Genomic DNA, 22,674 nt, shown 5'->3' on the forward strand with positions numbered 1-22,674 from the left:
GGTGCAGTAGCCGACGGACGGCTCGAGTGCCCGTACGGTCGGGTACTCGAGCGTCAGGAGTCGGTCTCGCCTTCCGCTTCCTCGAGATCGTCGGGCTGCTCGTCGGATCGGGGGGCGTTCTGTGTACCGAGGTCGTCGTCGCCGTCGTCGACCTCGTCTGGATCGCGGTCGACGCGCTCGAGTTCCTCTTCGACCTCTGCCTCTCGTTCCGCCTCGTACTCGTCGGCGCGGTCGGTGTCGTCTTCGGCCATACCGGATCCGACTTCGTGAGCGATCGGTTTGATCCTCGGGCCGTCGACTGCAACGTCGGCACAGGCGTATCTCTCGTTTCGTTTCAAGAACAGGACAGCTGACACGAAAGACAGATAAAAGAGCCCGCACTGTGAACGGATAGATATGGACGTTCCGTACGACCTCACCTCGTACGTTCGGGTGTTGAAGATGGCGACGACACCCACTACCGAGGAGTTCCTCCAAGTATCGAAGATCGCCGGGGCCGGGATCCTGCTCGTCGGATTCCTCGGCTTCATCATCGGCGGAATCATGCTGCTGTTGACCGGCGACGCCGGTGGTGCCTTCTAATGGGCATCTACGCGGTCAAGACGACGGCCAGCCAGGAGCGCACCGTCGCCGACATGATCATCAACCGCGAGGAGCCCGAGATCCACGCCGCGCTCGCGCCAGACTCGCTGACCTCCTACGTGATGGTCGAGGCCGACGACGACGCCGTGATCACGCGGGTGCTCGAGGACATCCCTCACGCGCGAAGTATGGTCCCCGGGCGATCCGACATCTCGGAGGTCGAGCACTTCCTCTCGCCGAAGCCGGACGTCGAGGGGATCGCCGAGGGCGACATCGTCGAGCTCATCGCCGGCCCGTTCAAGGGCGAGAAGGCCCAGGTCCAGCGCATCGACGAGGGCAAGGATCAGGTGACGGTCGAACTGTACGAGGCGACGGTTCCGATCCCAGTGACGGTGCGGGGCGACCAGATCCGCGTGCTCGACAGTGACGAACGGTAGTTCGTCAGTCAGTACGAACGGGCACATCGTGTCCGTAGGCGTCTCCGAGGAGCGGTAGCGAGTCGGTTCGCTCGGTGCGAACGACATGAGCACTGAGGACGTTTTCTACAGAGATACAGCGAGAGTGCCTCGGGGTCGCTCGAAAATATTCGATTTTCGTGATGACGAGACGCCGAAGGCGTCTCGAACCACTTGTCCCCGAGGTACTTCACTCTATTTTGCAAGCTGGGGTCTCGACGCGAAGCGAGGCACCCGACGACGCGTTCCCCGGATCGCCGTCGTTGGGGAGTGTCTCACTGTGCGTCGTAACCTGCTGAATGCGGACGTCGACCGGTTCGTCCACGTGCGGTTCGATCGCCGCGACGAGTCGGTCCGACAGTGGCGGATCGAGATCCCGCTCGGGCCCGGTAACCGTGACGACGATCGCATCGATCGACCGTATTGGGTAGTCGTCACCGAGTTCGACCGTTACCGTCTGGACGCCAACGGTCTCGTACGCTGGGGCAGCGAGGACGTCCTCGACGCTGGCTTCGGCGTCCGACTCGAGCTCCGCGGCGCGAAATTCGACGACCGTCGCACTCACGAGCGGGACCACCAACAGCAGCATGACGGCCCCGAGGACGGTCACGAACACGATCGTCTGGCGACGGGCGGCCGTAAGCGAGAACAACCCCGCGGGTCGGTAGCCACCGCTCCAGAGGGTAACCAGCGCCGCGAGGTTGATCGACAGGGCGTTGACCAGCGTGAGGATCAACGCGCCGACGGCCGCACCGAGGAGCTGCCAGGCGATGGCGATCCCGACCGCTGCGGCCGGCGGGATCAGCGCCGCGGCGATCATCACGCCGACGATAGCCTCGGAGAGTTCACGCGTGAGACTCAGAATCCCCGCGACGCCGGCACCGAGTGCGACCACGAGCGCGAGCAGGTTCGGCGCGACACGCTCCTCGAGCTCCGCGATGGCGACGACGTCGACCCCGGCCGGCTCGATCCCGGCGATTCTGACCAGTCCTGCGAGCAGCACCGCGCCGACGATCGCGATTCCGAGTCCGCCGAACTGGTAGGCGAGACCGGTCCGCCGGAGGTTGGCGTCAGCAACGACGACTCCGATGCTTGCGGCCAACGCCGGGCCGATCAGCGGCGCGATCACCATCGAGCCGACGACGACTGCGGGCGAGTCGAGTAACAGCCCGGAGGTCGCCACGATCGCACTGATGAACGTCATCGTGGCGTAGACCAGAAACGACGGCGTCAGTTCCGAGGCTCGGGTCTCGAGCTCCTGTCTCGAGATGCGACCGCCGGTGGCCGCGCCGTGGCCGGACCGTGTTTTGAGTCGAGCGACGTCCTCGGAGAGTACCGTCCGGGCGTCGATGACGACGATGCTTGCGTCCTCGCTGATTCCGGCGTCAGTCAGTCGATCGAGCACCCGCTCGACGGCGTCGCTCGGGAGTGGAAACCGAACGACCGCGACGTACCCTCGGCCGCTCGTTTCGTCGGTGACGACGTAGTCGAGGTCTTCGTCTTCCAGGATCTCGAGAACCGTGGCCTGGCGGCCGGGCGGGATCATGACCTCTACGTAACGCACGTCCCGTCGGACGGCGGCCAGAACGATACGGATTTCCGACGGGAGTCGGGAGAGTCATCGACCGGTGACTGTTGATCGACACCAGGTCCGCAAAGATAATCTCTCGAGGCAAGTTACGACCGGACAACGAGTCGTTGGCTGTGACGTATTACTCTGCCAATAGTATTCGTTCGCTACCGGCGTGCGTGCCGAATCAGAATGCATAACCCGACGCTCGCAAAAGGGCTCACGTACTCGTGAGCGATGGAGAGGAAGTTCGGGTCGACTGTCACGTGAAGGTGCTCAACGACGCCGTCGTCGAGCGCGCGACGCGTGCCGGCCTCGACGCAATCGTCTACGCACCGCACTTTACCCGCCTGCCGGAGATCCGCGAGCGCGCGGCGGCCTACTCGAGCGACGACCTGCTCGTCGTCCCGGCCAGAGAGGTCTTTACGGGCTCCTGGCGGGACCGCAAACACGTCCTCGCGATCGGTCTCGAGGAGCCCGTTCCGGACTTCATTCCCCTCGAGGTGGCGATGGCGGAGTTCGACCGCCAGGGCGCCGCGGTGTTAGCTCCCCATCCGGAGTTCGCGACCGTGAGCCTGGGCGAGCCCGAACTGCGAACGTACGCGAAGACGATCGACGCGGTCGAGATCTTCAACCCGAAACACCTCCCGTCGCACAACCGCCGCGCCCGCGAGCTGTGTGACATGCTCTCCTATCCGCCGTTTACCTCCTCGTACGCCCACCTGCCGAGTTCGGTCGGCGTCGCCTACACCGCCTTCGACGCGACGATCGACTCCGAGGCCGACCTCGTCGATGCCCTCGAGAACCGCGTCGCGCGGCGGGTCGTCTACGATAACGGTCCCAGGCGGCTGCAGACGTCGGCCCGCGAGCTCGCCCACCTCTGTTACGAGAACACCTGGAAGAAGGCCGACCGACTCTTCCTCTCGGGAATCGAGCCGACCCATCCCGGCCACATCGCCTACGACGGTCGGTTCGACGACGTCGCGCTCTACTGATCCGACTCTTCCTCGAGGGCCTCCGCGATGCGCTCGAGCTGCAGGCCTACGTAGCAAAGCGCCTGCGTCTGCATGATCGCCGGATCGGTCGTCCACTCGTCGGTGATGTAGGCGGCCTGCTTTCCGGCTCGATCGAGCTGTGTGGTATCGTTTGCCATCGGTGTCGGGTTCGTCACCGATCCGGGAAGGTTTTCGGATCGAGGCATTCCGTGAGAAGCGAGCGCTATCGCCCTACTCCCTGCAGTCGGAGGCGCGAACCTCCTCGAGGGTTCGTTCGACGCGCTCCCAGTGACTCCCCCGCCAGAAGAACTGCCCGCAGTCGGTACAGACCCGGACCGCCGTCTCCGCGGGATCCGGCGCGTACTCCGGCGTCGAACGGCCGGGCTCGACGGCCTCGAGCGATCCGTTACAGCGCCCGCAGAAGCGCGGCTCGTCATCGAGTGTAAGCTCGAGTCCAGCCGCTGCGAGTTCGGCGAGCTGAGCCTCGACGTCGCGCGTCTCGAGGAGGATCGCGTCGTCGGCACGGGTCGCGAGCTGAACGTCTCGCGTGACGAGCGTCCGGTCCTCATCCCGCGCGACGGCGAGCAGTGCGTCGTCGGCCTCGAGTCCCCGATCGCCGGCGTAAGCGGTGTCGTGGCCGCACATTCGAAGGTAGGCGGGCAGGCCGCCGCACATGACGTCGAGGAGGATTCGCATTCAGTGCAGGAACTCGCATAGCTCCTCGAGCGTCCAGGTGTTGATCACGTCCGCGGGCTCGGCCCAGCCGCGACGAGCGGTGTGGACGCCCCAGCGCATGTACTCCAGCGTCGTGGGCTGGTGGGCGTCAGTGTTGACCGAGATGGGCGCGCCCGCCTCGACCGCAGCCTGGACGGCGCTGCCCCAGAGATCGAGCCGTCGCGGGTTGGCGTTGACCTCGAGTGCCGTCCCGTGTTCGGCCGCGGCTTCGCCGAGCGCGGTCGCGTCGAAGTCGAGCCCGGAGCGCTCGTTGAGCAGCCGCCCGCTGGGGTGGCCGAGCACGTCGACGGCTGGGTTCTCGATCGCCGCGACGAGTCGAGCCGTGGCCGTCGTGGCGTCCTGGCCGAGCCCGCTGTGGGGCGAGGCGACGATCACGTCGAGGGCCTCGATGACCTCCTCGCCGAGGCCGATCCCGCCGTCGGCGTCGACGTTGGCCTCGATTCCCGCGAAGACCTCGATCTCGGCGGCAGCGGCGACCTCGCGGATCGCCTCGACCTGCTCGAGGATTTCCGTATCAGTGAGACCCATGTCGGCGACGACGCCCGGTCCCTCGGCGTGGTCGGCGACGCCGTAGTAGTCGTAGCCCATCTCCGCGGCCGCCTCGACCATCGCCTCGATCGAGGTGTTGCCGTCGGACCACTCGGTGTGCGTGTGGAGGTCGCCCCGAATATCGTCGCGGGTGAGCAACTCGGGGAGTTCGCCAGCAGCCGCGGCGTCGATCTCGCCGCGATCCTCGCGCAGCTCGGGCGGGATCCACTCGAGGTCGAGCGCCTCGTACATTCCCTCCTCGGTTTCGCCGGCGACCCGCTCGCCGACGCGCTGACCGGCGTCGGGATCGTCGATCTCCGAGACGTCGAACGCGCCGTACTCGTTCAGCTTGACGTCGCGGTCGATCGCGTAGTTGCGAAGCGTGATGTTGTGGTCCTTACTCCCCGTAAAGTACTGCAGGGCAGAGCCGAACTCCTCGGGGACCACGGTCCGCAGATCGACCCGGATCTCCCCGACGCGGACGCTGGCCTTCGCGGGGCCGGACTCGATCTCGCTGTCGACGGAGTCCCAGCCGACGAACGACTCGATGACGTCCTCGGCGTCCTCGGTCGCGACGAGGACGTCGACGTCGCCGATCGTCTCGCGCCACCGTCGAATGGAGCCGGCGACCTCGCAGCGCCGGACGTCCTCGAGGGACTCGAGGAAGGCCAGCACGTCGTCGGCTAGCGGTCGGGCCTCCCCGAGCAGCTGGCGCTGGCCGATCGTGCGGGCGAACTCGAGGTTCTCCGTGATGTTCTCCTCCGTCTTCGGGCCGAACCCCTTGACCTCCTGGATCTCGCCGGCCTCGGCGGCCTCCTCGAGGTCGTCGAGCGTCTGGACCCCGAGTTCGCGGTAGAGCTTGCCCGCCGTTTTGGGGCCGACGCCCTCGATCCGGGTGAGGTCGGCGATGTCGATCGGTAGTTCGGCGCGAAGCTCCTCGAGTTCCTCGATCTCTCCGGTCTCGACGTACTCGACGATCTTCGAGGCGATGGCGTCGCCGACGTGGTCGAGCGTCTCGATCGACTCCCGATCGTCCGCGCCGACGTAGTCGGCGATCGGCGTCGGGTGGGCGCGGACGCTCTCGGCCGCCCGCCTGTAGGCGCGGGGTTTGTACTCGACGTCGTCGGCCTCGAGCAGGTCGGCGAACTCCTCGAACCGGCCCGCGAGTTCTGCGTTGGTCGTCATCGTCCTCGCCCCTGGCTGTTTGCGTCCTTCTGGCCGAGTGCCTTCTTCAGGAACGACATCCAGCGCTTCTTGTCGGCGGCCTGCTGGGCCTTCTGTTCCTGTTCGAGGTTCGTCGGCCCGAGGTTCTCGAGGGCGTTCAGCGCGCGATCGATCCCGATAATCCCCTGGGCGAGCTCCTCGCCCTCCTCGCGGGAGACTGCGCCCTCCTCGATGGCCTCGACGCGCTCGACGCGCTCGCGGCGCAGGTTCCGTTTGGCCTGCTCGACGCGGTCGCGCTCGCCGGGGGGTACCGTGTCGCGGCGCTTGATCTCGAAGACGAACGTTCGGAGGTCGATCTCCTCGCCCTGAACGGTGATCGTCTCCGGGATGTCCGCGCCGACGGTGGCGCCCTCGCGCTCGACGCGCTCGAGCAGCTGCTTGCGCTCGTACTCTTGCACACCCCTCCGTTGGGGGCTGAACGGCAAAAGTGTACGTCACGAGCTCGCCGACCACGGGCCGATCGCCGCTCGAGGCACGCGTCGACCGGGCTCCGCTCTCGGCCACCGTCCAGGAGATTCGCCCGCAAGCGTCGGAGCTGAACCCCAAATCCCTTGAGAGTGCCACTCCTATCTCGGCGCAATGGCCACGTGCGACGTGTGTGGGAGAGAGGAAAGCATGCCCTACAACTGCCGGCACTGTGGGGGCACCTACTGTTCGGAACATCGACTGCCGGAGAACCACGACTGTACCAGTCTCAACAACTGGAACGATCCTCAGGGGGTCTTCGACAGCGGGTTCGACGACAGCGTCGACAACGGGGGGACGGCGAAGAGCTCGGGTCTGACCGACAAGCTCCCGATCGACACCGGGCCGGGCGGCCCCTTGGGGTACTTCCGCGGGAACATGACCTACACGGTGCTGGCGCTGATGTGGGTCACGTTCGCGCTTCAGGGGATCGTCGAGCTTACGCTCGGCTCGGGCGTCCATCGATCGCTGTTCGTTCTCGCCCCCGAGAGTCCGGAGTACGTCTGGACGTGGATCACCTCCATCTTCGCCCACGGCGGGTTCCTGCATATCGTCTTCAACAGCATCGTGATCTTCTTCTTTGGCCCGCTGGTCGAGCGCTACGTTGGCTCGCGGGACTTTCTGGGGCTGTTCCTGATAAGCGGTGCCGTCGCCGGTCTCAGCCAGATCGGGATCCAGATCCTGCAGGGCGTGCCGCCGGGTTTCGGCGGCGTGGTCGGCGCCAGCGGCGCCGCACTGGCGATCATGGGCGTGCTCACGATCCTGAACCCTAACCTCACCGTCTACCTCTACTTCATCCTGCCCGTCCCGCTCTGGATCCTCGCGGCGGGGACGGCGCTGATCAGCGTCATCTTCATCGGCACCGGCGGCGGCGGGAACATCGCCCACGCGGCTCATCTCGTCGGGCTCGTGATCGGACTGGCCTACGGCGAGTACATCAAACGCACACAGAACGTGCGAGCACCCGATCAGTTCCAGCTCGGCGGTGGCGGCCCTGGCGGCCCTGGCGGTCCCGGTGGCCCCGGTGGACCGGGCGGGCGCCGTCGCTTCTGAGCGCGCAGCCGAAAGCCCAGGCACTGATTTTCCCGCGCCGTCAATCCCGCCGTACCGATGCACGTCTCCCGCCCCGACCTCGTTCCCGACGCCTCGCTCGAGCGCTCGGAGATGGAAACCCTCCAGCGCGAGATCGCCGACGCCGCGGTTTTCGAGGACGACCTCGAGTTCGATCCCGCCGTACTTGGCGATCCGCTGGCCGCGTCCTCGAACGCGGGCGACCCCCCGATCGTCGCCGGGGTCGATCAGTCGTTTCTCACGAACGAGGCGGGCGACCAGGATCGAGCGCTGTCGGCCGTCGTCGCCGTGCAGGGCGGCGAGGTGATCGAACGGGTCCACGCGGTGACCCCCCTCGAGATCCCCTACATCCCCGGCCTGCTCTCCTTTCGCGAGGGCGCGCCGATCATCGACGCGCTCGAGGAACTCTCCGTCGACCCCGACCTCTTGCTGTTCGACGGCAGCGGCCGCATCCACTTCCGACAGGCCGGGATCGCGACCCACATGGGCGTCGTGCTGGACGCGCCAAGTATCGGAATCGCGAAGAGCCTGCTCTGTGGTAGCCCGCGCGAGGACCTCGAGGACCTCCCTGAGGGGACGCGTGTCGGAATCGAGGCGAACTCGAGGGTCGACGCCGAGGACGGCACCCTGCTTGGTTACGCCGTTCAGACCCGCCAGTACGACTCGCCGGATCGGTACATCAACCCGCTGTACGTCAGCCCGGGCCATCGCGTCGGCCCCGAGACGGCGGCCGACGTCGCCCTCGCGCTGTCGTCATCGTACAAGCTTCCCGACCCCGTTCGGCTGGCCGACAGCTACGCCGACGAGGCGAAACGCGGGCTCGAGGAGTAGGCGACGGGAACGAGTGTCGCGACGTGCCCGCGTTCGTCAACATCTCGGCGAGTACGGGGCCGAAATCCGAATCCGGAGGACCGACGAGTTCGACGGGAACAGCTCGGGCGTGATCGCCGCTCGGACGGGAGCGAAGGCGGCTCGAGCGAATCGAAAGAGTTCGACGTCGTTTTGCTTCGGAACCCGTCTCGACGAACGAGAACAGCGTTCTGCCGACCCGAACACGGGGAGTCCCCACCTCCTCCCCAACCGACTTCTGCTCACGGGTGCTGTGCACCCGTTCGCACGGTCCGCGGTACCTTCGGTTCCGCGCTACGCTCCCTGCGGTCGCTCGTCCACTGGCAGAGCGCGCTCTGCCAAGCCTTTGCTCGTATTACTCGCAAAGACCTCACACGATGTCGAACCGCGCCTCGCTTCGCTCGTCGCGATTCAGCGTGTGCCACGTCGTTCGGTTCCTCGAGCGCGAGTCCGAACCCGAACGACGGCGCTGCACGCCTCGTCACGGGTCCTCGAGCCAGTAGCACCGGTCCGTTCTCCGCTCGGGGTGACTTTCAGACCGGCACGATAAACCGTCGATACTTAGGTATCCACTCTCGAAACGGTCACGCATGGCCATCGCTGAGGAAGCCGACGACGGGGCGGGCGACGACGCGACCGCCGCAGACGACACTCGCCGGGAACCGACGGACGAGACCGAGACGGCCGACGCGACCGAGGACCGCTACACGCGCAAGAAGTGCGTGCTGATCACCGGCTGCTCGTCGGGGATCGGCCACGCGACCGCGCGAGCGTTCCTCGAGAAGGACTGGCAGGTGATCGCGACGGCCCGGAACGTCGACGACATCGCGGACCTCGAGGAGGCCGGCTGTACGACCCTCGAGCTGGACGTCACCGACCCCGACCAGGTCGCCGACGTCGTCGAGCGCACCGTCGAGATCGGCGGCGCGATCGACTGTCTGGTGAACAACGCGGGCTACGCCCAGATGGGGCCGATCGAGGACGTCTCCACGGTCGACCTTCACCGCCAGTTCGACGTCAACGTCTACGGCCCCCATCGCCTCGCTCGGGCCGCACTCCCGCATATGCGCGCCCAGGGCGAGGGGCGGATCATCAACGTCTCGAGCGTCGCGGGCCGGGTATCCTTCCCCGGCTACGGCGCTTACTCGGGCTCGAAACACGCCCTCGAGTCGATGAGCGACGCGCTCCGGGGCGAGGTCGAGGAGTTCGGCATCGACGTCGTGCTGATCGAGCCCGGTCCGGTCGAAACCGAGTTCTCGGATCGGATGGACGAGGAGCTCCCCGAGTCCCGGCGCACGCCGGCCTACGAGTCGCTGTACGAGATCTACGACGAGGCCCAGCTGATCGGCGGCGGGCAGGGCGGTCCCTTCGCCTCCACGCCCGCGGAGGTCGCGACGGCGATCGTCGAGTCGGCGATCCGCTCGGAGCCGCCGGCCCGCTACCCCGTCGGCCCGCTCGGGCAGTTCGGCGTCTACGCCCGGTTCCTCCCCGACCGGCTCCAGGACGCCCTCTACGGCGTCGTCCGGAAGCTCGTCTGACGCCGCGACCGGTCGTTGCAGAATACTTATACTTCGGCGCGGAGACGATTCGCACATCGATGTCGGACGGTCCCGTCGGAGTCGTCGAGCTCGCCGACAGGATCTCCGAGCTGCTGTACGGGATCGCCGGCTGGCTGACCGTCGGAGTCGGACTGTTGTTGACCGGCGCTGCGTTCGCGTTCGGCTACAGCGTCGCGGCCGGCGCTGCCCGGGTCGACGCCGCCGTCGGCGCCGGGCTGCTCGCGCTCTTCGTGCTCCTGGCGGGGCTCGTGACCGTCGCGCTGGGACTTTTCCTCAACCCCCGCTTTCGGCGTCGCCTGGATCGACGCCACGAACTCACCCAGTTCGGTCGCGTTCGGTCCGTCGATCGGCGGGTCGTCCGACCCGAGGAGGACTGTCTCGAGCGCTGTGTCGACTGCGGCGATCGGGTCGAGAAGGGGCTCGTCCGGCGCTACCGCGAGGAGTACGCGCTCGCGGGACTGCCCGTCTACACGCGCTCGGAGGGGTACAACCACTACTGTCTCGAGTGTGCGACCGCCGAGCTCCGCGGCGAGGACGTCGCCGACTCGGTGTCGGACGCCGTGACCGATCGGTCGGACCGCAGCCTCGAGCGCGCGGAGCGATAGTCAGTCGCCGGCCGCTCGCGCATCGTCCCCGGAGTCGTCGACGGCGAACGCCCCGCCCGGACACCGACGGACGCGCCCGGCCCGCTGGAGGTCGCGACACCGACGGTCGATCGTCAGCGGATGTGCGGCGAGGCGATCGGCCAGCTGGGAGCTCGTCATCGGACCGTCGTCGCTCAGTAGTTCGAGGATCGCGCGCTCGTTCCGGTCGGAAGGCGGTTCGTCCGTCGGCATGGTATACTCCGACATTGGCCGAGCGACGGATGAATGACGCTCCGGTTCCCAGTCGGCGAGAACGGCTCCGAGCGACGCGCTCGAGCCGGGTACCGGGCGCTCGGCGGCGCTCAATCGGTCGGTACGACTCGAGTGAAAGAAAGGAACGCGAACTCAGCCGTCGAACGCTTCGGCGAAATCGGTCGGCAGCGTCCCGATGTCGATCCCCCAGGCCAACGGGAGCCACAGGAGCGCGACGATCGTGATCAGGACGATGCCGATGACGTTGAGCCCGACGCCGACGCGGGCCATCTGCGGGAGGGAGATGTAGCCGCTGCCGAAGACGATAGCGTTCGGCGGCGTCGCGACCGGGAGCATGAACGCGAACGATGCAGCGGTCGCACCGGCGATCATCAGCCCGTAGGGATGGACGCCGATCCCGACCGCGACCCCCGCGAGAATCGGCATGAGCATCGCCGTCGTCGCCGTGTTCGAGGTGACCTCGGTCAGGAAGATCGTCATCGCGACCACGGTGAGGAGGATGAGGACCATCGAGACGCCCTCGAGAGCGGCGAGCTGTTCGCCGATCCAGGCCGCGAGTCCGGTGTCGCCGAAGCCGGAGGCGATGGCGAGCCCGCCGCCGAACAGGAGGATGACCCCCCAGGGGATGTCGACGCCGTTGGTCCAGTCGAGCAGGAACGTGTGGTCGCCGTCCTCGGTCTTGGTCGGCAGGGTAAACAGGACGAGTGCGCCACCGATGGCGACGATCGTGTCGGCGTCCTCCGGTGGTGTGATCCCGAGGGTCGGCTCGAGCAGGCTGGCGCCGATCCAGGACAGCGCCATCCCGACGAAGACGACGAGCACCATCCGTTCCTGGCTGCTCATCGCGCCGAGTCGCTCGAGTTCGCGATCGATCGTCTCGGCGCCGATCGGCAGCTCGTCGAACTGCGGCGACATCGCGAGCCGGGTCACGTAGACGTAGACCGTCGCGAGTCCGACGATCGAGATGGGGACGCCGTAGAGCATCCACTCGGCGAAACCGATCGTCGTCCCGAACAGCTCGCCGGCCTGGCCCGCAAAGAGGATGTTCGGCGGGGTGCCGATGAGCGTCGCGACGCCGCCGACCGAGGCGCCGTACGCGATACACAGCATCAGGGCGACGCCGAAGGAGAACTCTCCCTCGCTGGTATCGATGTCGAGCCCCGTCTCGTCGACGAGATCCGCGGTCTGGTAGATGACCGCCAGCGCGATCGGCACCATCATCATCACCGTCGCGCTGTTGGAGACCCACATCGAGAGGAACGCGGTCGCGAGCATGAACCCGAGAATGAGCCGCGAGGGTTCGGTACCGACGGCCTTGATCGTCCGCAGGGCGATCCGTCGGTGCAGCCCCCAGCGCTGCATCGCCATCGCGAGGAAAAAGCCACCCATGAAGAGGAAGATCAGCGGGCTGGCGTAGGACGGCGTCGTGTCCGCGACCGGCAGCGCACCCGTCAGCGGAAAGAGGACGATCGGGAGCAGCGACGTCGCCGGGATCGGGATCGCTTCGGACATCCACCAGACCGCGACCCAGGCGGTGACGGCGGCGACCGCCTGCCCCTCCGGGGTCAGCCCCTCCGGCGTCGGCGAGACGAAGATCGCCGCAAAGAGCAGCGGGCCGAGAACGAACCCGATCTTCTGTCGCAGTTCGTAGGTGCCGCCGACGTCGAACGGCGACCGATCGTCGCCGTTAGAGCCGTCGCCGTCGTCTCCACCGCCGAGTCCGCCGTTATCGGGATCGTCGTTCGGGTCGCGGCCGCCGTCGGTGAACGCCTCCTCGGCGACGCGTCGTTCCGCCGCCGAGAGCCCGTCCAGGTCCTCGGCGATCGCCCGGCCGTCGAGTCGGAGGTACGCCTTCGTCTGCTCGTTGAGAAACCACAGGTACGCCCAGAACCGCTGTATAGCGAGTTGACACCTGTCGAGGGAGTTCGATACCATCTGCTCGGGCGTTTCGAATCGGGGATTAAAAAACGCCGAGATTCGGCCGTCGGGATGTTAACATCGGACAGTTTCGATCGAACGCGGTCGGACGATTACCCGCGGGTCGACCGGCGCCCGTCGAAACCTACATCTTCGAGCCGGCGGAACTCGAGCCGTGCCCCTGCTACAGTTCGACACGACCCGATCGCTCTCACCCGACGAACGGACGGCGTTCGCAGAGCGGGTGACGGCGATCTACACCGACGAGATGGAGACGACCGCGGGCCACGTCGCGGTGACGATCCGCGAGCGCGAGCCCTCGGCGATGCACCTCGGCCGCGAGGTCGAGGGGCCGCTGCTCTTTCTCGACGCCGAGATCCGTCGCGGACGCCCGTTCGAGCGCAAGCGAGCGTTCGCGCTGGCGACTATGGAGTACGCCGGCGACGCCCTCGAGATCCCCGACGAGAACATGAAGGTGGTGTTCACCGAACACGAGGGCGAGGCGATGATGGGCGTCGATCGTGTCGGCGGCGAGTGGAACGGGGACGACGGGGACGACTGAGCGAGGATGGCTGGGGTCGAGACGCGCCGGAACTCGAGAACGCCGCGCCGTCCGCCGGTTCCGTCACGGTAAAGCGGCCCCGTCGGAAAGGCGCGGTCGATGGATCGGTCCTACTGGCGGACGGTCTCGCTGATCGCGCTCTGGCAGGTCGCCGCGAGCGTCTGTTACTACACCGTCTTCGCGGCGACGCCCTTCTTCCGCGCGGAGTTCGGCCTCTCCCGGTTTCAGGTCGGGTTCGTCGTCACCGCTCTGACGCTCGGCTACGCCGTTTTCCTGCTCCCGGTCGGAGCGTTGATCGATCGCTTCGGCGAGTACCGCTCGCTCGTGCTCGGACTCGTCGGACTCGCCGCGGGCGCGACGTTCGTCGCGGGCGCGCCGTCGGTCGCCCTGCTGCTCGTCGCCGCGTTCTTTCTGGGCTCGACGTACGCGAGCGCGATCCCGGGGACGAACAAGGCCGTCTACGACAACGTCGAAGCGGGACGGCAGAACCTCGCGGTCGGGATCAAACAGGTCGGAGTCACCGCCGGCAGCGGGATCAGCGCCCTGCTCGTGACCGGGCTCGCCGGCGTGCTGTTCTGGCAGGCGGGATTCCTCGTCGCCGCCGGCTTCGGGCTCGTCGTCGCCCTCGTCTTCGCGGTGCTGTACGACGGCTCCGGCGGCGGCGGGACCGCCGAGTACCCCGACTTTCGGTCCCTCTCGAGGAACCGGCCGTACCGCTGGCTGGTCGCAGCGGGCTTTTTTCTCGGCGCGGCGCTGTTCACGACGACCGGCTACACCGTCCTGTTCGTCGAGGAGGAGGTCGGCGCCTCGGTCGCCTTCGGCGGGGTCGTCCTCGCGACGGTCCAGCTGTTCGGCAGCGCGGGTCGGCTCGCAACCGGCTGGCTGAGCGACGCGCTGCCGGGCGACCCCCAGCGTCGGATCGGATCGATCCTGATCGTCCAGGCGCTCGCCAGCGCCGTCCTGTTCGCGGTCGTCGCCGCGACCTCGAGTCCGATCGGCTCGGCGGTCGCGTTCGCGGCGCTGGGCTTTTTCGTCCTCGGGAACACGGGCGTCTACTACTCCTGTATGGCGACGCTGGTCGGGAGCGAGGAGATGGGCGGGGCGACCGCGGGCGGGCAGCTCGCGCTGGTCGCCGGCTCGATCGTCGCTCCGCCCGCCTTCGGCTACCTCGCCGATGTCGTCGGCTACCGGGCCTCGTGGTGGCTGCTCGGCGCCGGCTGCGTCGTCGCCGCGGGGCTGCTGGTCGTCGCGGTCCGGAGCGATCCCCCCGTCGACGACCCCGCGATGGACGATTGAGACGGATTCCCGTACGATCCGAGTCGAAGAACGAACCACTATGAACTCGGCGGGCGAACCCCCGTCCATGTACCGCGTTCTGCTGCCGATCGACGACAGCGAGGCCCGTGCCCGCGCACAGGCCCAGGCCGTCCTCGAGTTGCCCCGCGCCAGCGACGAGATCACGGTCGACGTCCTCCACGTCCACGAGGAGGTGTCGGGGCCCGACGCCGAGTGGGCCGCGGGCGGGTTCTCCGAGGAGTACGCCGAACAGATGGACGAGAACCTTCGGAATCGGACGAAACTGCCCGACGCCGCCGAGGTCGTCACGGCGCTGCTCGAGGAAGGTGGCGTCGACTACGAGGTCCACGAGTCGGTCGGTAAGCCCGCCGAGACGATCCTCGCGGCCGCGAGCGAGCGCGACAGCGACGCGATCGTCATCGGGATCCAGAAACGCTCGCCCGTCGGGAAGGTGCTGTTCGGCAGCGTCGCTCAGGGCGTAATTCTCGACAGCGATCGTCCGGTGACGACCGTTCCCGCGGCCGAAGAAACGGAGACGTAGCGTCCGGTACGAGAGTCCCTACCAGTGGGCGTCTTCGGCGTTCGTTCGCGTCTCGTCTCCCGTCGATCCCCACGGGTCGTCGTCTCGATCGGCCGGCTCGGGCTCGGAACCGGGACGGTTCTCGAGGTAGACCCGGGCGTACGACAGTTGGACGATCGGCGAGACGATCGCCGTAACGACGGCACTGATGGCGGCGACGACGGCAACCGATTCGAACAGCGCGCCGACGATTCCGGCGACGATCCCCGTCGAGAACAGAGCCACGAACGCGAGCACGGAGATCCCGAGCAGTTTCAGCAGGTTCCCCTTAGCGACGCTCCAACTCGTCCCGAGCCCGTCGAACGCGTTCTCGTCGTCGATGACGATAGCGGGGAAGGCAAGCGAGAGCCGAATCGCGAGGTAGATCCCGGGGAGGATCAACAGGAGAAGCCCGATCGTGACCGCCACGAAGTAGATCAGCGTCGCGCCGACCAGCGACAGCAGCCGTCCGAGGACGTGGTCGATCTCGTCGCCGATCGACGTCGCCCTGTCCCGGACTTCGGCGTACGCGAACCGGTGGGCGATCGCGTCCGCGACGATGAGCAACAGGAATCCTAGCAGCCCGAACAGGAACGACACCTCTCCTAGCCCGTCGACGAGCCCGACGACCAGGAACAGGAGCATTAGCTCCGGGTTGCGTTTGAGCCACCCGAACGCCTCGGCCATCGTGTCGACGGAGTTCTTTCGCTGGGGCCTCGTTGTCATCGACCCTGCATTTCTACGTACTTTATAAAAATCGTATGGTCGCCAGAACGAGTCCCGTGTCGGGAGCGCTCTCGAGCGGCGTTCCCGACCTCGCACCGGAGTCGAAGGGAACCCGACGTCCGGACCCGCGGAGCTCGCCAGGGGCCTACCGCAGACAGGCCGCGACGACCTCGAGCATCCCCTCGCCCTGGACCTCGTCGGCGAACAGCGGCACTCGACGAACGTCGGTCCCTCGGAACAGCTCCTGGGCCTCCGTGAGCGCCGACTGCTGGACGTCCCACCGTCGCTGGCAGAACTCGCAGCTCTCGAGGTCGGGCTGGAGGAAGTCGCCCTCGACGTCGTCGGTGACGTCGGAGAGGGGTTCCATCACGCGGTTGACGACCACGGTACCGACCGGAATCCCGAACTCCTCGAGCTGTTCGCGCAGCCGTTTGGACTCGAGGACGCTCATCTCCTCGGGAACCAGCACGATCCGGAAGTCCGTCCGTGCGGGATCCCGCAGGGCGGCACGCAGGCGCTCGATGCGCTCGCGGAGCTCTTCGAGGTTCTCGAGGTCGGGCTCCTCGTCGGGCATCTCCTCGCCGCCGAACATCCCCTTCATCCCGTCGAGCATCCCGCCGATCCGCTGGCGGAATTTCATGATCCGACCCATCATCGTGTCCATGAGTTCGGGAAGCTGGAGCAGGCGCAGGGTGTGGCCCGTCGGCGCCGTGTCGACGACGACGCGCTCGAACCGATCGTCGTCCAGGTACTCGAGCAGAAGCTGCATCGCGGCGGCCTCGTCGGAACCCGGCATCGGCCCGCCCAGCAGCGACTCCATCGGGGAGTCCTCGCCGAACATCCCCTCGAGGCCGCCGAACATGCCGCCCTCCCCCTGTGCCTGCGCCTGGGCGGCGAAGCCGGCGTCCTCGACCGCGGCCTCGGGGTCGATCTCGGCGGCGTACAGCGGGACGTCCTCGCGGATCCGGGCCGGCTCCGACGGGATCTCCGTCTCGTAGGTGTCCGACAGCGAGTGGGCCGGATCGGTCGAGACCACGAGCGTCGAGACGCCCCCACGGGCGCTGTCGAGTGCCGTCGCGGCCGCCATCGTCGTCTTCCCGACGCCTCCCTTCCCGCCGTAGAGCACGTAGTCCGGGCCCTCGATGTCGTCGTCGGACGGGCGAACGGAGATCGTTTCCTCGTCCTCACCGACCGACTCCGTCGGTGTCACTTCGATCGTGTGGTCCCCGTCGTCGGTGCCCCCTGCGCCGCCTTCGTCCGCCTCGTCGACCGGCTCGACGTCGATTCCGCTCATGCGGACCGGTTTCCGGTGCGCACACGAGTACCCGTCGGTCTCGAGTCGGAGGTGGCGTCAGTCGAATCGATGTTGCATGATACTAACACGCAGCACTCGATATAAGGTGTTGAGAGTATCCTTATCTGTATATTCATATTAGTATCAGCATTTAATGCCGATGACAGCGTCGGAACACGTGTCCGAAGCCGGTGGTGGCGCTTCGAACGTCCCGATCATGAACGCACAACTCGCCGAACCGCGATCCGAGGAATCGACCACGAACGACCTTCCGTTCCCCTACGACGGCGACGAACGGGGACTGACCCTTCCGCAGGCGAACGCCCGCGGCGTCCTCCGACCCGACGACCCGTCCGGTGCGGTCGGCGCTGCCGGTTCGACGGACTGTCCCGACTGCGGCGGCGAAACCGTCAACGGTGCGGGACTGTTCGCGTGTGCGGACTGCGCCTGGAACGGCTCCCTACGGTAGACGACTGAGCTTTCTCTGCGATGCTCGAACCCTCGAGCGGCGGCTACGAGAGGCGACTATCTTGACTATTTTGTAATAGGTAAGTTAGATAGAACAGGTCGCTATTCGAAGTACGCCGCGAGCCGTTCCGCAGCTTCCGAGACGCGGGGCGTGACGAGGGCGAAGCGGAGCCACTCCGATCGCGAGTCACCGAACGCCTCGCCGGGCATCCCCGCGACGCCGGCCTCGTCGATCAGCCGCTCGACGTTCTCGAGGGTTCCCGGATACCCCTCGAAGCGGGCCATCACGTAGAACGAGCCCTGGGGCGTGGTGTAGTCGGCGCCCGCGGCCTCGAGCGCGTCGGTGAACGTCTCGACGCGCTCGGCTAGCAGCTCCCGACTTCGCTCGTAGTACTCCGGCTCGGTCTCCCGGAGCGCCCGCAGAACCGCGTACTGCGAGGGGCGGCTGCCGGCGACGTTGACCAGCATGTGGCGGCTCTTGGCGTTCTCGACGAGCTCCGGGGGAAAGATCGCGTACCCCACGCGGAATCCAGTGATCGCCATCGACTTCGAGAAGGCGTTGGTGACGATCCGGTGGTCGGAGTCGACCCCGAGCGCGCTGGAGAACCTGCCCGAGAGGTCGAAGTGGTCGTACACCTCGTCGCTGACGAGGAGGGCGTCGTTCTCCTCGGCGATGGCGACGAGTTCCCGAATCGTCTCCTCGGGATAGACCGCCCCCGTCGGGTTGTTCGGCGAGTTGACGACGATCGCGGCGGTCTCCTCGCTCGCCGCTTCGCGGACGTCGGCCGGATCGAGCTGCCCCGCATCGTCGGCGGCCACGAACCGCTGACGGCCGCCGAGCATCGTCGTCTTCCCGGGGTAGTAGGGGTAGACGGGATCGGTCAGCACGATCTCGTCACCGCGGTCGCGCTCGAGCGCGCGGGCCATCGCGAGGTAGTTCGCCTCGCCGGCGCCGTTGGTGACGACGACCTGCTCTGCGTCGACGTTCCGTCGGGCGGCGATCTCCTCGCGCAGCTCTCGCAGCCCCTCGCTGGGCGGGTACTGGAACTGGTCGGGCTCGAGGTCGGCGTACTCGTGCAGTCCCTCGCGCAGCGCCTCCGGGGGCTCCCAGTCGGGGTTCCCGCTGACCATGTCGATGACGTCCCGGTCGGCCCGGTCGGCGTACTGCATCACGCGAAAGAACAGCGGCGTCTCGTACTCCATGCGGCCCACTGAGTGCTCGCACATCGTCGTTCTTTCGTCGCGCGCTCGAGGTCCACTCTCGAGCGAGGATGTCCCGGCGGCGCAATCCTGACTTTGAAACGCGCTCGGCGCCTCGGATCGGATATGAACGACGACATCGACCGCGAACTCCCGATGGACGTCGCCGACAGGATGCGGGACGCCGGCGACAGCCTCGCCGTCGCTGAGTCCTGTACGGGCGGGCTGATCGGCGCGGCGATCACCGCAGTTCCGGGGGCCAGCGACTACTTCGACTCGGGGCTGACGACCTACGCCTACGACGCTAAACGGCGCCACCTCGGAGTCAGCCGCGAGGCCCTGGACGAACACGGCGCCGTCTCGGAGCCGGTCGCCCGCGAGATGGCCCAGGGGATCCGCGACGTCACCGACGCAACGTGGGGCGTCGCGACGACCGGCGTCGCTGGGCCCACCGGCGGTACCGAGGACGACCCGGTCGGAACGGTCTACATCGGGATCGCCTACGCCGGCCCGTGGGGGACCCAGTCCTCGTTCGCGACCGTCTCCCGGTACGTGTTCGACGGCGACCGCGCGACGGTGCGAGCGAAGACCGTCGACCGGGCGCTCGAGGACCTGCTCGCCGCCGTCGCGGAAGTGCGGGGGTAGCGATCGCGCGGCGAGCGGGACGCGGTGAACCGCGACGAATTCTCACCGACGCTGACCGTCCTCGAGAGAAAACTATTCGAGGGTCCCCCCGCGACGTCCCCCATGAACAAGCGGGGTCACGTGCTCAACGCCGTCCTGTTGAGCGTCGGGCTCGGAATTTTGCTCGAGCCCGCGGGGGATCTAGGGACCCTCGAGTCCGTCGTCGCGATCACGGTCCCGGTGACGCTGGGTGCACTGTTTCCGGACGTCGACACCGCGTTCGGCCGCCACCGCAAGACGCTGCACAACCTCCCCGTGCTGGCGCTGTTCGTCGCCTTTCCGTTCGTCTTCGGCAACCTCCACTACGTCTGGATCGGCGTCCTGACCCACTACGTCCTCGACGTCACGGGTAGCAGACGCGGCATCGCGCTGTTTTACCCGCTCTCGAGCCGGGAGTTCGACCTGCCGACCGGGGTCCCGGTCAGCAGCGGCCGGACGGACCTGGTCACGGTGCTCGTGACGGGGCTCGAGCTCGCCGTCGCCGTCCTCCTGCTCTACGAACTTCCCCGTCGCGGGTTCGACGTCGCGGAGCTCGGTATCTGGCTGTAAGAACTAGCGGCGGTTCGGCGTCCACTCCTCGCAGGCGTCCATCCCCGTCATCGCCTCCTCGTGGTGGGTGCAGTACGGAATCAGCTCGTCCGATCCGCGCTCGCGGGCGTACGCGAACTGGCTGCAGTTCCCGCAGTAGCGATCCGTCGGCGACCGGGGTCGATCGTCCCCGCTGTCGATCAGTTCGGCGTCGGTTCCCTCGCCGTCAGCCGGGGGAGCAGCGGTCTCGACCGGACCGCCGTCCCGCCGAGCGTCCGCCCGGGGTTCGATCTCCCCGTCGGGTTCGGCGCCGAGAACGCCGATCCCGCCGAGTCCTCCGAGTCCGCCCGCCTCGTCGTCGGGTCGCTCCACGATCGTTCGATTGTGGCGGGTGACGTTCAGCTCGAGGGTCCCGCCGGGATCGTTGCGGGTCTTGAAGTTGACCACGCCGACGAACAGACACCACACCGCGGCGAACAGCCCGAGGAGGTATATCGCGGCGACCTCGAGGGTCAGGTCGGCACCGACCCCGCGCCAGTGGTAGGGGTAGGCGAGCCAGAACAGCGCGACGCCGAGCAGGCAGAGCCCGGCGCCGACCGCGCCGGTGGCTCGGACGCGGCGACTCGCCGGCAGGACGAGAAAGAGGCCGACGAGGGCGACCGGAACGCCGACTCCGGCGAGGGCGCCCGCGATCCGGACGGTCGCGTACTGGATCGCCATCTCCCAGTCGGTGAGCGCGGCGACGATCCCGTTGAGAAGTTCGGTCGCCGCGACGACGACCCCGAGGACGGCGAGGACTGCGCCGACGGCGACGAGCGCCGCCCCCGCGTACCGCCGTCGGCGACCCGGACCCGCCCGCGCGTCGCCCCGGTAGACTTCCGTCAAACTGGTCATGAATGTATATTTGAACTTCAGTTACAAAACAATAACGTCAGACATAGGTCAGATAGTGGAGTGGTTGGCACCCGCGGAAGCGAAAGGTTGAATCGCCGGGCTCGAAAACTCCCGGTCATGAGCGACGACGAGGAAGAAGACGAGCCCGCCGTCGAACTCGGCGACCGAACGCCCGTCGAGGGAGCGCCGCTGGCCCGCATCAGTTCGCGGCTCTTCTGGCCCAAGGAGAAAAGCGAGATCGACCGCCTCGAGGGCGACAGCGTCATCCGGACGCCCGACGGTCCGCGGGAGCTCTCGGCGGTGCTCGAGGAGGTCGACGAGACCTACTTCCAGCGCCACCAGGAGTTCGAACGTCACGTTCGGGCGGTCATCGGCACCGGCCCGGTCCCGACCGCCGACGAGTAACTAGCCGTGTCGGCCGAGGGCGAACAAAGCGGCGTCGACTGGCTTCCGGACCGGCTCGACGGGCTCAGCTGGTTCCAGAAGTCGCTGCTGACCGGGGCCGTTCTCACCCTACTATGGATGCAGCTGGTTCCCGGCGAGCTCGGGCGCCGCGTCGTCGTCGATTCGATCCTGCTGATCGGCGGCCCGCTCGTTCTCGGGCTCACCCACGGCAACCACATCGGCTGGAACGTCAACCGAACCGCCGTCCGAAACGCCGTCTTGCTCTCGCTTTTCGTCCTGCCGTTCTATCTCGTGGGATCGACGCTCCCGACGATCCGGGCCTTCTACCCGATGTGGGAGACCTCGGCCGCGCCCGGCGAGTTCGTTCCCCACGCGATCCAGCTGTTCGCGCTCGCGCTGGCCGCCGAGACCTACTATCGGGGACTGCTCTGCGTCGGCGTCCGAGAGATCGGGTTCAAGGCCGTCCTGATCAGCCCCGTCGTCTACATGATCCACCACATGTCGAAACCACCCCTCGAGTTCCTGCTGTCGGGGCCAACGGACATCCTCTTCGGCGCCGTCGACTACAAGTCCAACTCGATCCTTCCGTCGGTGATCGCCCACGGTGCCGGGCTCGTCCTGCTGGACTGGCTGGTGCTGCACGACCCGCTGTTCGACCCGACGCGCTTTCTCCAGTACCTCGAGTGGCTGCCGATCCCGATCTGAGGACGGACGGCAGCCGCGACGGTGGAGCTTTTGTGGCTCCCGACCGACTGTCCGGATATGAGTCTCCCAATCGATCCGGCCGAGATCGATCCCGACGACGTCGGCGAGAAACAGGCCGTCCTCGAGATGGACCACGAGGAAGCGATCGAACACGTCCGCGAGGTCTGCGAGGAGGTCGGCTTCGGCATCCCCGTCGAGTTCTCCCCCTCCGAACTGCTGAACGAGAAAGTCGACGCCGACCGGGATCCCTACTACGTCCTCGGCGCCTGCAACCCCGAGATCGCGGACCGGGCGCTCGATCAGACGCTGCGGATGGGTGGGCTCTTCCCCTGTAACGTGATCGTCTGGGAGGAGGAACCGGGCCGCCAGCGAGTGTACCACCTCTCGATCATGAGGATCGCGCGCCTGCTCGACATCGCCCCCGACAACGAGGAGTGGGCCGACATCGTCGACACCACGGGCGAGCTCACCGAGGAAGCCTTCGAGAAGTTCGACTCCGTCGACGCCGAGACGACGGACTGAGCCGGCTCGAGACCGTACGCGTCC

28 protein-coding genes are annotated in these 22,674 nt (G+C 67.2%); 16 read left to right on the forward strand and 12 right to left on the reverse strand.

The annotated features are described in order from the left end of the window. Positions 1-53: 53 nt before the first annotated feature. On the reverse strand, positions 54-251 hold the full coding sequence (locus QA609_RS07980) for a hypothetical protein (RefSeq protein WP_005560086.1): 198 nt from the start codon (positions 249-251) through the stop codon (positions 54-56). Between the two features lie 145 nt (positions 252-396). Here QA609_RS07980 and QA609_RS07985 point away from each other — a divergent pair, with 145 nt between their 5' ends. Both QA609_RS07985 and QA609_RS07990 read left to right on the forward strand, forming a co-directional pair. After that, positions 397-582, forward strand: a complete 186-nt coding sequence (locus QA609_RS07985) for a protein translocase SEC61 complex subunit gamma (protein ID WP_278302067.1) — start codon at positions 397-399, stop codon at positions 580-582. Next, a complete protein-coding gene (locus tag QA609_RS07990; RefSeq protein ID WP_005560082.1) occupies positions 582-1,019 on the forward strand; it encodes a transcription elongation factor Spt5 in 438 nt (145 codons plus the stop codon). The genes QA609_RS07985 and QA609_RS07990 overlap by 1 nt, the downstream gene beginning before the upstream one ends. A 208-nt stretch (positions 1,020-1,227) precedes the next feature. On the opposite strand, the gene QA609_RS07995 is transcribed toward QA609_RS07990, so the two are convergent. Next, positions 1,228-2,601 (reverse strand): TIGR00341 family protein, encoded by a 1,374-nt coding sequence (locus QA609_RS07995; protein ID WP_278302068.1) that lies wholly within the window; start codon positions 2,599-2,601, stop codon positions 1,228-1,230. A gap of 236 nt (positions 2,602-2,837) precedes the next feature. On the opposite strand from QA609_RS07995, the gene QA609_RS08000 reads away from it, so the two are divergent. After that, positions 2,838-3,602 carry a PHP-associated domain-containing protein gene (locus QA609_RS08000; RefSeq protein WP_278302069.1) on the forward strand — a complete coding sequence of 255 codons (765 nt, stop codon included), beginning with the start codon at positions 2,838-2,840 and terminating at the stop codon, positions 3,600-3,602. Here QA609_RS08000 and QA609_RS08005 read toward each other — a convergent pair. The 4 genes from QA609_RS08005 to QA609_RS08020 all read right to left on the reverse strand — a co-directional run bounded on the left by QA609_RS08005 (position 3,596) and on the right by QA609_RS08020 (position 6,487). Continuing rightward, positions 3,596-3,760, reverse strand: a complete 165-nt coding sequence (locus tag QA609_RS08005) for a hypothetical protein (protein ID WP_278302070.1) — start codon at positions 3,758-3,760, stop codon at positions 3,596-3,598. The two genes, QA609_RS08000 and QA609_RS08005, sit on opposite strands and share 7 nt — an antisense overlap. A 73-nt stretch (positions 3,761-3,833) precedes the next feature. Then, positions 3,834-4,298 (reverse strand): Mut7-C RNAse domain-containing protein, encoded by a 465-nt coding sequence (locus tag QA609_RS08010; RefSeq protein ID WP_278302071.1) that lies wholly within the window; start codon positions 4,296-4,298, stop codon positions 3,834-3,836. Beyond that, a complete protein-coding gene (gene polX / locus QA609_RS08015; protein WP_278302072.1) occupies positions 4,299-6,050 on the reverse strand; it encodes a DNA polymerase/3'-5' exonuclease PolX in 1,752 nt (583 codons plus the stop codon). Further along, on the reverse strand, positions 6,047-6,487 hold the full coding sequence (locus tag QA609_RS08020) for a DUF5788 family protein (protein ID WP_278302073.1): 441 nt from the start codon (positions 6,485-6,487) through the stop codon (positions 6,047-6,049). The genes polX and QA609_RS08020 overlap by 4 nt, the downstream gene beginning before the upstream one ends. 181 nt (positions 6,488-6,668) lie before the next feature. On the opposite strand from QA609_RS08020, the gene QA609_RS08025 reads away from it, so the two are divergent. The 4 genes from QA609_RS08025 to QA609_RS08040 all read left to right on the forward strand — a co-directional run bounded on the left by QA609_RS08025 (position 6,669) and on the right by QA609_RS08040 (position 10,638). After that, positions 6,669-7,607 (forward strand): rhomboid family intramembrane serine protease, encoded by a 939-nt coding sequence (locus QA609_RS08025; RefSeq protein ID WP_278302074.1) that lies wholly within the window; start codon positions 6,669-6,671, stop codon positions 7,605-7,607. A 57-nt stretch (positions 7,608-7,664) separates the two neighbouring features. Then, positions 7,665-8,456: an endonuclease V gene (locus QA609_RS08030; protein WP_278302075.1), complete on the forward strand. Its 792-nt coding sequence runs from the start codon at positions 7,665-7,667 to the stop codon at positions 8,454-8,456. Between the two features lie 608 nt (positions 8,457-9,064). Then, positions 9,065-10,012 carry an SDR family oxidoreductase gene (locus QA609_RS08035; protein WP_278302076.1) on the forward strand — a complete coding sequence of 316 codons (948 nt, stop codon included), beginning with the start codon at positions 9,065-9,067 and terminating at the stop codon, positions 10,010-10,012. Positions 10,013-10,071: 59 nt separating this feature from the next. Next, positions 10,072-10,638 carry a hypothetical protein gene (locus tag QA609_RS08040; protein ID WP_278302077.1) on the forward strand — a complete coding sequence of 189 codons (567 nt, stop codon included), beginning with the start codon at positions 10,072-10,074 and terminating at the stop codon, positions 10,636-10,638. Here the strand turns inward: QA609_RS08040 and QA609_RS08045 are convergent, their stop codons facing one another. Both QA609_RS08045 and QA609_RS08050 read right to left on the reverse strand, forming a co-directional pair. Next, positions 10,639-10,869 carry a winged helix-turn-helix transcriptional regulator gene (locus QA609_RS08045; protein WP_278302078.1) on the reverse strand — a complete coding sequence of 77 codons (231 nt, stop codon included), beginning with the start codon at positions 10,867-10,869 and terminating at the stop codon, positions 10,639-10,641. A 153-nt stretch (positions 10,870-11,022) separates the two neighbouring features. Then, the gene (locus QA609_RS08050; RefSeq protein WP_278302079.1) at positions 11,023-12,825 is read right to left on the reverse strand and encodes a DASS family sodium-coupled anion symporter; all 1,803 of its coding nucleotides are present in this window, start codon (positions 12,823-12,825) and stop codon (positions 11,023-11,025) included. A 157-nt stretch (positions 12,826-12,982) separates the two neighbouring features. On the opposite strand from QA609_RS08050, the gene QA609_RS08055 reads away from it, so the two are divergent. The 3 genes from QA609_RS08055 to QA609_RS08065 all read left to right on the forward strand — a co-directional run bounded on the left by QA609_RS08055 (position 12,983) and on the right by QA609_RS08065 (position 15,206). Beyond that, positions 12,983-13,369, forward strand: a complete 387-nt coding sequence (locus QA609_RS08055; RefSeq protein WP_278302080.1) for a tautomerase — start codon at positions 12,983-12,985, stop codon at positions 13,367-13,369. 99 nt (positions 13,370-13,468) lie between these two features. After that, entirely contained in the window at positions 13,469-14,665 is a 1,197-nt protein-coding gene (locus tag QA609_RS08060) for an MFS transporter (RefSeq protein WP_278302081.1), read from the forward strand. A gap of 67 nt (positions 14,666-14,732) precedes the next feature. Then, entirely contained in the window at positions 14,733-15,206 is a 474-nt protein-coding gene (locus tag QA609_RS08065) for a universal stress protein (RefSeq protein ID WP_278302082.1), read from the forward strand. Positions 15,207-15,224: 18 nt separating this feature from the next. On the opposite strand, the gene QA609_RS08070 is transcribed toward QA609_RS08065, so the two are convergent. Together QA609_RS08070 and QA609_RS08075 are read right to left on the reverse strand one after the other, a co-directional pair. Continuing rightward, a complete protein-coding gene (locus QA609_RS08070; RefSeq protein WP_278302083.1) occupies positions 15,225-15,950 on the reverse strand; it encodes a glycerophosphoryl diester phosphodiesterase membrane domain-containing protein in 726 nt (241 codons plus the stop codon). Between the two features lie 145 nt (positions 15,951-16,095). Beyond that, on the reverse strand, positions 16,096-17,244 hold the full coding sequence (locus QA609_RS08075) for a TRC40/GET3/ArsA family transport-energizing ATPase (protein WP_278302084.1): 1,149 nt from the start codon (positions 17,242-17,244) through the stop codon (positions 16,096-16,098). A gap of 178 nt (positions 17,245-17,422) precedes the next feature. Here QA609_RS08075 and QA609_RS08080 point away from each other — a divergent pair, with 178 nt between their 5' ends. Then, the gene (locus QA609_RS08080) at positions 17,423-17,713 is read left to right on the forward strand and encodes a hypothetical protein (RefSeq protein ID WP_278302086.1); all 291 of its coding nucleotides are present in this window, start codon (positions 17,423-17,425) and stop codon (positions 17,711-17,713) included. A 101-nt stretch (positions 17,714-17,814) separates the two neighbouring features. On the opposite strand, the gene QA609_RS08085 is transcribed toward QA609_RS08080, so the two are convergent. Continuing rightward, entirely contained in the window at positions 17,815-18,915 is a 1,101-nt protein-coding gene (locus QA609_RS08085) for a pyridoxal phosphate-dependent aminotransferase (protein ID WP_278302087.1), read from the reverse strand. A gap of 123 nt (positions 18,916-19,038) precedes the next feature. Between QA609_RS08085 and QA609_RS08090 the strand changes: the two genes are divergently transcribed. Beyond that, positions 19,039-19,557, forward strand: coding sequence for a CinA family protein (locus QA609_RS08090; protein ID WP_278302088.1), 519 nt, complete (start codon positions 19,039-19,041; stop codon positions 19,555-19,557). 102 nt (positions 19,558-19,659) lie between these two features. After that, complete coding sequence (locus QA609_RS08095; protein WP_278302089.1) at positions 19,660-20,145, forward strand: metal-dependent hydrolase; 486 nt, start codon at positions 19,660-19,662, stop codon at positions 20,143-20,145. A 3-nt stretch (positions 20,146-20,148) separates the two neighbouring features. On the opposite strand, the gene QA609_RS08100 is transcribed toward QA609_RS08095, so the two are convergent. Continuing rightward, positions 20,149-21,018, reverse strand: coding sequence for a hypothetical protein (locus QA609_RS08100; protein ID WP_278302090.1), 870 nt, complete (start codon positions 21,016-21,018; stop codon positions 20,149-20,151). Between the two features lie 117 nt (positions 21,019-21,135). Between QA609_RS08100 and QA609_RS08105 the strand changes: the two genes are divergently transcribed. From QA609_RS08105 to QA609_RS08115, 3 genes are read left to right on the forward strand one after another with little or no spacing between them, the layout of a single operon-like run. Then, the gene (locus QA609_RS08105) at positions 21,136-21,423 is read left to right on the forward strand and encodes a DUF5789 family protein (RefSeq protein WP_278302091.1); all 288 of its coding nucleotides are present in this window, start codon (positions 21,136-21,138) and stop codon (positions 21,421-21,423) included. Between the two features lie 6 nt (positions 21,424-21,429). Then, positions 21,430-22,128: a CPBP family glutamic-type intramembrane protease gene (locus tag QA609_RS08110; RefSeq protein WP_278302092.1), complete on the forward strand. Its 699-nt coding sequence runs from the start codon at positions 21,430-21,432 to the stop codon at positions 22,126-22,128. 57 nt (positions 22,129-22,185) lie between these two features. After that, a complete protein-coding gene (locus tag QA609_RS08115; protein WP_278302093.1) occupies positions 22,186-22,650 on the forward strand; it encodes a DUF302 domain-containing protein in 465 nt (154 codons plus the stop codon). Positions 22,651-22,674: the final 24 nt, after the last annotated feature.

This window comes from Natronococcus sp. A-GB7 (assembly GCF_029688865.1).
GTDB lineage: Archaea > Halobacteriota > Halobacteria > Halobacteriales > Natrialbaceae > Natronococcus.